Consider the following 10868-nt stretch of genomic DNA (forward strand, 5'->3'; position numbering starts at 1 on the left):
CTCTCCTTATATCATTTTGATTTCTTGCCTTTGGTTTATCTGCATGGGGCTTTCAAGAATATATGCTGGAGTTCATTTTCCAACAGATGTACTCGCCGGTTGGGGCATAGGTTTTATTTGGATTGCACTGCTTTGGCTCTGGTTATTACAAACACAAAGTAGGTTAAGTAAAAAACAAATATATTTTTAGATTTTATCTAACGAGGTGGAACAATGATGTCGGCTAAGCTTTGGGCTCCTGCCCTTACTGCTTGCGCATTAGCAACAAGTATCGCACTTGTTGGTTGTGGCAAAGGCTCCGATGAGAAACAGCAAGCTGCTGCTGCTCAGAAAATGCCGCCTGCTGAGGTAGGTGTTATTGTTGCTCAACCACAAAGTGTTGAACAAAGCGTTGAGCTTTCTGGCCGTACTTCAGCATATCAAATTTCTGAAGTTCGTCCTCAAACAAGTGGTGTAATTTTAAAACGCTTGTTTGCTGAAGGAAGTTATGTGCGTGAAGGTCAGGCTCTTTATGAACTGGACTCTCGAACAAACCGTGCAACGCTTGAAAATGCAAAAGCATCTCTTTTACAACAACAGGCAAATCTAGCTTCACTACGTACCAAGCTAAACCGTTATAAGCAACTTGTTTCGAGTAATGCTGTATCTAAACAAGAATATGACGACTTACTTGGTCAGGTTAATGTTGCTGAAGCACAAGTTTCTGCTGCAAAAGCTCAAGTAACGAATGCAAATGTAGATCTTGGTTATTCTACAATTCGCTCACCAATTTCTGGTCAGTCTGGACGTTCTTCTGTAACAGCTGGTGCTTTAGTTACGGCAAACCAAACTGATCCTTTAGTGACGATTCAACAGTTAGATCCAATCTATGTTGATATTAACCAGTCTAGTGCCGAGTTATTACGTTTACGCCAACAACTCAGCAAAGGCAGTTTAAACAACAGTAACAACACGAAAGTGAAGTTGAAGCTTGAAGATGGTTCGACTTATCCAATCGAAGGACAACTTGCTTTCTCTGATGCTTCTGTAAATCAGGATACAGGAACGATTACTTTACGTGCCGTATTCTCGAACCCGAACCATCTGTTACTTCCGGGTATGTATACAACTGCGCAGATTGTTCAAGGTGTAGTTCCAAATGCTTATCTGATTCCTCAAGCCGCAATTACGCGTTTACCGACAGGTCAAGCTGTAGTAATGCTTGTTAATGCTAAAGGCGCTGTTGAGAGTCGTCCTGTTGAAACTTCTGGTGTTCAAGGACAAAACTGGATTGTGACTAATGGTCTCAAAGCTGGTGAAAAAGTGATTGTTGATGGTGTTGCCAAAGTTAAAGAAGGGCAAGAAGTGTCAGCAAAACCTTACCAAGCTCAACCAGCGAATCCTCAAGGTGCAGCTCCAAATGCTACAAAACCGGCTCAATCAGGTAAACCTCAAGCAGAACAGAAAGCATCTAATGCATAAGGGGTAGATTGAATGGCACAATTTTTTATTCATCGCCCCATTTTTGCGTGGGTGATTGCATTAGTCATTATGTTGGCGGGTATTCTCACGCTAACTAAAATGCCTATTGCACAGTATCCGACGATTGCACCACCGACAGTTACAATTGCTGCAACTTATCCTGGTGCATCGGCTGAGACTGTTGAAAATACTGTAACCCAGATCATTGAACAACAAATGAATGGTCTAGATGGTTTACGTTATATTTCATCTAACAGTGCGGGTAACGGTCAGGCTTCTATTCAATTAAACTTTGAACAAGGTATTGATCCGGATATTGCACAGGTTCAGGTTCAAAACAAACTGCAATCTGCAACAGCGCTTTTACCTGAAGACGTTCAACGCCAAGGTGTGACGGTTACTAAATCTGGTGCAAGCTTCTTGCAAGTTATTGCATTCTATTCACCAGACAATACCCTGTCAGACTCAGACATTAAAGATTACGTAAACTCGTCAATTAAAGAACCACTTAGCCGTGTTGCTGGTGTTGGTGAGGTACAAGTCTTTGGTGGTTCATACGCAATGCGTATCTGGCTCGACCCTGCAAAACTTACCAACTATCAGTTAACACCAAGTGATATTGCGACTGCTTTACAAGCGCAAAACTCACAAGTTGCTGTAGGTCAGTTAGGTGGTGCACCAGCGGTTCAAGGTCAAGTGCTTAACGCAACAGTAAATGCGCAAAGCTTGTTACAAACACCTGAACAATTTAAAAATATCTTCTTAAAGAACACAGCATCAGGTGCTGAGGTTCGTTTAAAAGATGTTGCTCGTGTAGAGTTAGGTTCTGATAACTACCAGTTCGATTCGAAGTTTAATGGTAAACCTGCTGGCGGTCTCGCAATTAAAATTGCAACTGGTGCTAACGCACTTGACACCGCTGACGCTGTTGAACACCGTTTAGCTGAATTGCGTAAGAACTATCCAACAGGCCTTGCAGATAAACTGGCTTATGACACGACTCCATTTATTCGTCTTTCAATTGAAAGTGTTGTACACACATTAATTGAAGCGGTAATTTTAGTGTTCATTGTTATGTTCTTGTTCTTGCAGAACTGGCGTGCAACGATTATTCCAACACTTGCTGTACCTGTTGTTGTATTAGGTACATTTGCTGTTATTAATATCTTTGGTTTCTCAATTAACACCTTAACCATGTTCGCTATGGTATTGGCAATTGGTCTTCTGGTCGATGACGCCATTGTTGTAGTGGAAAACGTTGAGCGTGTGATGAGTGAAGAGCATACCGATCCGGTCACGGCGACTTCACGATCAATGCAACAGATTTCTGGTGCGTTAATTGGTATCACAAGCGTATTGACAGCGGTATTCGTACCAATGGCATTCTTTGGTGGTACAACAGGTGTAATTTACCGTCAATTCTCGATTACCCTTGTAACAGCAATGGTTCTATCGTTAATTGTAGCGTTAACTTTCACTCCTGCACTTTGTGCAACCATTTTAAAACAGCATGATCCTAACAAAGAACCAAGCAATAATATTTTTGCTCGTTTCTTCAGAGGATTTAACAACGGTTTTGACCGCATGTCGCATAGCTACCAAAATGGTGTTAGCCGCATGCTTAAAGGCAAAATTTTCTCTGGCGTACTTTACGCTGTAGTGATTGGCCTACTAGTGTTCTTGTTCCAGAAACTCCCATCTTCATTCTTACCAGAAGAAGATCAGGGTGTGGTCATGACACTTGTTCAATTACCACCAAACGCAACGCTTGACCGTACGGGTAAAGTGATTGACACCATGACAAACTTCTTCATGAATGAAAAAGATACTGTGGAATCTATTTTCACCGTTTCGGGCTTCTCATTCACGGGTGTTGGTCAAAATGCTGGTATTGGCTTCGTTAAGTTGAAAGACTGGAGTGAACGTACTTCACCAGAATCTCAAATCGGTGCGTTAATTCAGCGCGGTATGGCATTAAATATGATCGTCAAAGACGCATCTTACATTATGCCATTACAGCTTCCTGCAATGCCTGAACTCGGTGTAACAGCTGGATTTAACTTGCAACTTAAAGATTCAAGTGGTCAAGGCCATGAGAAACTTATTGCAGCACGTAATACGATCTTAGGTTTGGCTTCACAAGATAAACGTCTTGTAGGGGTACGTCCTAATGGTCAAGAAGATACACCTCAGTATCAAATTGATGTAGATCAGGCTCAAGCTGGTGCTATGGGCGTTAGCATTGCTGACATTAACAACACTATGCGTATTGCATGGGGTGGCTCATACATTAACGACTTCGTTGACCGTGGTCGTGTGAAAAAAGTTTATGTTCAAGGTGATTCGGATAGCCGTATGATGCCTGAAGACTTAAACAAGTGGTATGTACGTAATAGCAAAGGCGAAATGGTACCGTTCTCTGCATTTGCTACAGGCAAATGGACATATGGTTCTCCTCGTCTTGAACGTTATAACGGCGTGTCATCGGTTAACATTCAAGGTACACCTGCACCTGGCGTGAGCTCTGGTGACTCTATGAAAGCCATGGAAGAAATTATTGCTAAGTTACCATCTATGGGCTTACAAGGTTTCGACTATGAATGGACAGGTTTATCACTTGAAGAACGTGAGTCTGGTGCTCAAGCTCCATTCTTATATGCGCTTTCATTGTTAATCGTTTTCCTTTGCTTAGCTGCATTGTACGAAAGCTGGTCTATTCCGTTCTCGGTTTTACTTGTAGTACCACTTGGTATTATTGGTGCAATCGTATTGACTTACTTGGGTATGATTATTAAAGGAGATCCAAATCTCTCAAATAACATTTACTTCCAGGTAGCAATGATCGCAGTCATTGGTCTTTCTGCAAAAAATGCGATCTTGATCGTTGAGTTCGCAAAAGAGTTGCAGGAAAAAGGTGAAGACCTACTTGAGGCAACTTTACATGCTTCAAAAATGCGTTTACGTCCAATTATCATGACTACCCTTGCCTTCGGTTTCGGTGTACTTCCACTTGCCCTTTCAACAGGTGCTGGTGCAGGAAGTCAGCACTCAGTTGGTTTCGGTGTACTCGGTGGCGTACTCAGTGCAACGTTCTTAGGTATCTTCTTTATCCCTGTATTCTATGTGTGGATTCGTAGTATCTTTAAGTACAAACCAAAAACCATAAACACTCAGGAGCATAAATCGTGATGCAAAAAGTATGGTCTATTTCAGGTCGTAGCATTGCGGTATCTGCACTTGCGCTTGCTTTGTCAGCTTGTCAAAGCATGCGCGGCCCAGAACCAGTCGTGAAAACCGATATTCCAGAAAGCTATGCATATAACAGCGCTTCTGGTACGTCTATTGCTGAACAGGGTTACAAACAGTTCTTTGCTGACTCTCGTTTGCTCGGTGTGATTGATTTGGCGCTTGCCAACAACCGAGACTTACGTACAGCAACGCTCAATATTGAACGTGCCCAACAGCAATATCGAATTACGCAAAACAACCAGCTTCCAACAATCGGAGCAAGTGGTAGTGCAATTCGTCAGGTTTCTCAAAGCCGTGATCCGAATAACCCCTACTCTACTTATCAAGTAGGTTTGGGTGTAACTGCCTATGAACTCGATTTTTGGGGCCGTGTACGTAGCTTAAAAGATGCTGCACTAGATAGTTATCTTTCAACGCAAAGTGCACGTGATTCGACTCAAATCAGTCTGATCAGCCAAGTTGCTCAAGCATGGTTAAACTATTCTTTTGCAACAGCGAATTTAAGACTTGCAGAGCAAACGCTTAAAGCACAACAAGACTCTTACAATCTCAACAAAAAACGTTTTGATGTGGGCATCGACAGTGAAGTTCCACTACGTCAGGCACAGATTTCTGTAGAAACTGCGCGTAATGATGTAGCGAACTACAAAACACAGATTGCTCAAGCACAAAACTTGTTGAACTTGTTAGTGGGCCAATCAGTTCCACAAAACTTGTTGCCAAACCAACCTGTAAAACGCATTACTCAACAAAATGTATATACAGCTGGTTTACCGAGTGACTTGCTTAACAACCGTCCAGATGTAAAAGCTGCTGAATATAACTTAAGCGCTGCTGGTGCGAATATTGGTGCTGCAAAAGCACGTTTATTCCCAACAATTAGCTTAACGGGTTCTGCAGGTTATGCATCAACTGACTTAAGTGATCTATTTAAGTCTGGTGGTTTTGTTTGGTCAATTGGTCCAAGCTTAGACTTACCAATCTTTGACTGGGGTACACGTAAAGCCAATGTGAAAATTTCTGAAACCGATCAGAAAATTGCATTGTCTGATTATGAAAAATCAGTTCAGTCTGCGTTCCGCGAAGTTAATGATGCGCTTGCAACTCGTGCCAATATTGGTGAGCGTTTAACAGCTCAACAACGTCTAGTAGAAGCGACTAATCGCAACTACACACTGTCAAATGCCCGCTTCCGTGCTGGTATTGATAGTTACTTGACGGTTCTTGATGCACAGCGTTCATCTTATTCAGCAGAACAAGGTTTATTGTTGCTTCAACAAGCTAACTTAAACAACCAAATCGAGTTATACAAAACTCTAGGCGGTGGTTTAAAAGCAAATACTTCAGATACAGTGGTTAATCAACCATCAAGTGCTGAACTTAAAAAACAATAAGTTTTAAATAACTTAATTTATAAAAGCTCACTTCGGTGGGCTTTTTTATTGCATCTGATGTGAATATTTTTTATCTTGAAACCTTAAGAATTTAGATTGATAAAAAACAATGTTACTGAGTAATTTAGAAAGTGTTCCGGGCCACCAGATTGTAAAGCAACTTGATGTTGTTTATGGAAGTACAGTCCGTAGTAAGCATGTTGGCCGTGATTTGATGGCAAGTTTAAAAAATATTGTAGGTGGTGAACTTACAGGTTATACCGAATTATTAGAAGAATCCCGCCAAGAAGCTATGGATCGCATGATTGCCAAAGCTCAGCAACTTGGTGCAAATGCAATTGTTGGTATTCGTTTTTCAACTTCAAATATTGCCCAAGGTGCTTCTGAATTATTCGTATATGGCACAGCTGTGTTTGTTCAACCTCAAGCACCTAATCTACCAGATCCATTTAGTGCATAGGTAGAAAATGGACAATCTTATTTTTCAGCTTGTTATTTTTCTGATTCTTTTCAGTATTGGTTGGGGTTTTGGCCGCCATATTGAACAAAAACATTTGAAAGAACTTTTAGAAAAAGAACAACAATTTGCCCATATCAGAATTGATACCAATCGTTTTGCAACGAGTGATCAGCAAGGCCATTTTATTAGTAGTAATGTCGTGATTTCTCATGACTACTTTAAATATGTATTGGCATCCATTAAGAATGTTTTGGGCGGAAGACTTACCAGTTATGAGAGTGTAGTTGAGCGGGCTCGCCGTGAAGCCATTGTTCGCTTAAAACAACAAGCCCATACCGCAGGAGCTAACCATATTATGGGAGTTCGGCTGAGTACAACCGAACTTGGTATGCAGGGAGGAATGGTCGAAGTATTTGCATACGGTACAGCAGTAAAAGACTAGCACTGCCCCATAGCAGAAAAATGAATGCGCGGATTGCCAATATTTTTAGTTAAGTGTTGGCAAATTCCGGTAATTTTCCAACTCTCTTGTTGTTTTGCCAAAGTAAAATAATAACGACCAAACGAATGAAAATAATCATTTTCCGAAAAACGATAAATTTGATAATTACATTCTAACCATGCTTGATCTTGTTCAATACGGATAAGTGGATTGCTTAAGTTATGTTGTAATCTTAGATGCGACAGCGCCTGTTGCCGAGAACCTTTATATTCATGACAAGACACGACACATAAAGGCTCTCCCCTAAACTGGAAATAGTCCACCTCAAGTTGATCTGCCAATAACTCATCAAAAGCGTCCCAATTTTTCTGGTCAAAGACCAATTGAAAACGCGTAATGACGTCTAAAATACGGTGATAATCTTGATCCATGGTGAACCTTCTATGCGGGTTTTTCCATCAATTTAGCACGGCGAAATCACTTTTTTATTTTACTTTTGTTTTCCGAATCATTTTATAAAGAAGTTTTGGTGACATCCGAGAAACCATCACACCCAGTTTTTCTTTAGCTCCACCAACAACAATATATTCTTGCCCCTGCATTAATGCTTTTACGGATTGTTCTGCAAATACATCTGCCTCTAAACCATTCTCGATAGCCTCATCTTGATGACCTTGAGGTTGCCCAGCACCATTTAGCGCATTGAACGAAACGTTAGTTTTTACGAAGCCTGGGAAAATAACTGAAACTTCAACACCTTGATCGGAGACTTCAGCACGTAAACTATTTGCCCACATGTGAATTGCCGCCTTAGCAGCAGAGTAGCTTGCACGGTACTGAGTGCCTAATAAACCCGCTACACTCGACACAAATACAACTCGGCCAGACTTTTGTTTTAGCATGGTCGGCAGTACAGTTTTGGTTAATGCCACTTGAGAGAAATAGTCGACTTCCATAATGGCCCGTTCGGTTGCCATTGTCGTATCTTTAATTAAAGCACGTTGGCTTAAACCTGCATTATTGATGAGCCAGTCAATTCGCCCTTTCGCTTTTAAAATCTGCTTATAAGCTTCGTTTACTTGTTTTTCATCAGTAATATCAGCAACCACCGACAAATGACGGTCAGCGTTTAACAAGCCAACCCGAACTTCTTCTAATTCTTCAAAACGACGCGAGGTCAAAATCACTTCGGCCCCTTGCAAAGCCAATTCACCGGCTAAGGCCTTACCCAGACCAGAAGATGCTCCCGTAATCCATACCACTTTATTTTGCAAAGTATCAAGTTTGGCCATGCTTTATGTTCCTATTATCTTTTTAAATTATGCTGCTTGATGCATGAAGGCCAAAAAGTGGTTGATATAATGAGTTGCTGTGGTCTGATCGACCTGTGTACCTAACTTTTCCAAACGTTTATAGCCCAAATGCGTCGTCATGTTGATCACTCCGTTAAGAGTTTTATCGACAACTAAATTAAATTTTAAACGCTTTTTAGGCTCACGTACTAGGCTTGTTACGCCTAAATCTACAATTTGTATTAATGTTTCAAAAGCTGCTGCAATACTTTGCATATTACCGTTACGAATTTGCTGGGTAAGGTTTTGAGCTTGTTGTACGAGTTGCAGGGTAACTGGGTAGGTAATATAAACTTGTTGCCCCTGTTCTTTCATTAGAGATGTCATGTAATCGACTAAAGGCAAAAGACGCTCATTTCCAAAGAATGAAACTGACCAAGGCATATATTTTCGAAAAGTCTCTAAGACCTGCTGAATAACTTTTTCAGACTCAGCTTGTTGTTTTGGAGACATGGTTGCACTTCCTGACTGTAAAAGCACAGAAAAAACCTGCTCAATAATTTCACAAGAAAGATCAGAGAGTACATCGCCTAAAGGTTTTGCCTGACTTTGACTTACCCCATCATGCAGTTTCTGTCGAATGGTCTCAAATTGTGTATAAGTTGAATCGGAAATTTTCAAAAAAACTTCATAACTCATGAGCAACATCCTTTTTCAATTCGTTTGTAATTTTTGTGCCGTGCGTCTACACGATTAAATTGTGATCCATCTTTCATAAATCTACCGTTTTTTGAAAAAAATACAAAACCGTTTATCTGTTTTCAGCACATTAATTTCGAGGCATTTTTTTGCTACAATAGGTGCAATTTTTTATGCATATTCGATCTAAGCTACTATGACTGACGCTCAAACCGCTCAAAATATTGCGACCACATACGATCCAACCGAGATCGAAAAGAAGTGGTACCAAACGTGGGAAGAACAAGGTTACTTCAAACCTTCTGGTCACGGTGAATCATTCTGTATCATGATTCCACCACCAAACGTCACAGGTAGTTTGCACATGGGCCATGGCTTTAACAATGCCATTATGGATGCCCTCACCCGTTATAACCGTATGATGGGTAAAAACACTTTGTGGCAACCGGGTACTGACCATGCGGGTATTGCAACGCAAATGGTTGTTGAGCGTCAACTTGGCTTACAAGGTGTGACTCGTCATGACTTGGGTCGTGATAAGTTCATCGAAAAAGTTTGGGAATGGAAAGAACAATCTGGCGGCACAATTACGAAACAAATTCGTCGCTTAGGTTCATCTGTAGACTGGTCACGTGAACGCTTCACGATGGACGAAGGTTTATCTAACGCAGTTAAAGAAGTATTCGTTCGTTTGCACGAAGACGGTTTAATTTACCGTGGTAAGCGCCTTGTAAACTGGGACCCTAAACTTCAAACAGCACTTTCTGACCTTGAAGTAGAAAGCAAAGAAGAAAAAGGCTCACTTTGGCACTTTAAATATTTCTTTGAAGACAAATCAGTTAAAACTCAAAACGGCAAAGACTATTTAGTCGTTGCAACAACACGTCCTGAAACATTACTTGGTGATACGGCGGTTGCTGTTCATCCTGAAGATGAGCGTTATGCACACCTCGTTGGTAAAAACATTGTATTGCCAATTACTGGTCGTTTAATTCCGATCGTTGCTGACGACTACGTTGAAAAAGACTTCGGTACTGGCTGTGTAAAAATTACCCCTGCTCATGACTTCAATGACTATGACCTAGGTAAACGCAATAGCTTGCCAATCATTAATATCTTCAACAAAAATGCCGAAGTTTTGGCTGAGTTTGAATATATTGCAAAAGCTGGCGAACAAATTTCTAAAACCATTACTGCACCTGCGGAATATGCTGGTTTAGAACGTTTTGCAGCACGTAAGAAGTTAGTTGCTGAAGCGGAAGCTGAAGGCTGGTTAGATCAAATCCAACCGTATGACTTAAAAGCTCCACGCGGTGACCGTTCTGGCGTGATCATTGAGCCGTTACTGACTGACCAATGGTACGTAAAAATTGCTCCGCTTGCTGAGCCTGCAATTGAAGCAGTTCAAGATGGCCGTATTAAGTTTGTTCCAGAGCAGTACAGCAACATGTACATGGCATGGATGCGTGACATTCAAGACTGGTGTATTTCACGTCAACTTTGGTGGGGTCACCGTATTCCAGCTTGGTACGATGCAAATGGCAACATCTATGTAGGTCGTAACGAAGAAGAAGTACGTGCGAAAAATAACATCGCCGCTGACGTTGAACTCAAACAAGACGAAGATGTTCTTGATACATGGTTCTCATCTGCACTTTGGACATTCTCAACATTAGGTTGGACTGGCGACGCACAAAAAGACGCTGCAAATGATTTCCTAAAAACCTTCCACCCAACAGATGTGTTGGTGACTGGTTTTGACATCATTTTCTTCTGGGTTGCCCGCATGATCATGATGACCCTGCACTTCATGAAAAATGAAGATGGTTCATCTCAAGTTCCATTTAAGACTGTTTACGTTCACGGCTTGG

General features: G+C 41.2%; 10 protein-coding genes. 7 read left to right on the forward strand and 3 right to left on the reverse strand.

Annotated elements, in window-relative coordinates; translation table 11 throughout:
- The 6 genes from UC75_RS21910 to UC75_RS14875 form a co-directional block, all read left to right on the forward strand.
- A partial coding sequence (locus UC75_RS21910) for a phosphatase PAP2 family protein (protein WP_228137409.1) occupies positions 1-190 on the forward strand: 190 nt, incomplete at its 5' end.
- 23 nt (positions 191-213) lie between these two features.
- The gene (gene adeI / locus UC75_RS14855; protein WP_049838024.1) at positions 214-1461 is read left to right on the forward strand and encodes a multidrug efflux RND transporter periplasmic adaptor subunit AdeI; all 1248 of its coding nucleotides are present in this window, start codon (positions 214-216) and stop codon (positions 1459-1461) included.
- Between the two features lie 12 nt (positions 1462-1473).
- Positions 1474-4650 (forward strand): multidrug efflux RND transporter permease subunit AdeJ, encoded by a 3177-nt coding sequence (adeJ, locus tag UC75_RS14860; RefSeq protein WP_005309992.1) that lies wholly within the window; start codon positions 1474-1476, stop codon positions 4648-4650.
- Positions 4650-6104: a multidrug efflux RND transporter outer membrane channel subunit AdeK gene (gene adeK, locus UC75_RS14865; protein WP_049838025.1), complete on the forward strand. Its 1455-nt coding sequence runs from the start codon at positions 4650-4652 to the stop codon at positions 6102-6104. The genes adeJ and adeK overlap by 1 nt, the downstream gene beginning before the upstream one ends.
- Positions 6105-6213: 109 nt before the next feature.
- Entirely contained in the window at positions 6214-6564 is a 351-nt protein-coding gene (locus UC75_RS14870) for a YbjQ family protein (RefSeq protein ID WP_049838026.1), read from the forward strand.
- Positions 6565-6571: 7 nt separating this feature from the next.
- Positions 6572-7006 (forward strand): YbjQ family protein, encoded by a 435-nt coding sequence (locus tag UC75_RS14875; RefSeq protein ID WP_049838027.1) that lies wholly within the window; start codon positions 6572-6574, stop codon positions 7004-7006.
- Here UC75_RS14875 and UC75_RS14880 read toward each other — a convergent pair.
- The 3 genes from UC75_RS14880 to UC75_RS14890 are packed head-to-tail and all read right to left on the reverse strand — an operon-like array spanning position 7003 to position 8997.
- On the reverse strand, positions 7003-7437 hold the full coding sequence (locus tag UC75_RS14880; RefSeq protein WP_004789364.1) for a nuclear transport factor 2 family protein: 435 nt from the start codon (positions 7435-7437) through the stop codon (positions 7003-7005). The genes UC75_RS14875 and UC75_RS14880 overlap by 4 nt on opposite strands.
- 54 nt (positions 7438-7491) lie before the next feature.
- Positions 7492-8298, reverse strand: a complete 807-nt coding sequence (locus UC75_RS14885; protein WP_005309982.1) for an SDR family NAD(P)-dependent oxidoreductase — start codon at positions 8296-8298, stop codon at positions 7492-7494.
- A 27-nt stretch (positions 8299-8325) separates the two neighbouring features.
- Positions 8326-8997: a hypothetical protein gene (locus UC75_RS14890; RefSeq protein ID WP_049838028.1), complete on the reverse strand. Its 672-nt coding sequence runs from the start codon at positions 8995-8997 to the stop codon at positions 8326-8328.
- Positions 8998-9193: 196 nt separating this feature from the next.
- Between UC75_RS14890 and UC75_RS21915 the strand changes: the two genes are divergently transcribed.
- On the forward strand, positions 9194-10868 hold a 1675-nt coding region (locus UC75_RS21915; protein ID WP_416202222.1), incomplete at its 3' end, for a valine--tRNA ligase.

Origin of the sequence: Acinetobacter sp. V2 (genome assembly GCF_001188385.1) — a bacterium.
Lineage (GTDB): Bacteria > Pseudomonadota > Gammaproteobacteria > Pseudomonadales > Moraxellaceae > Acinetobacter > Acinetobacter oleivorans.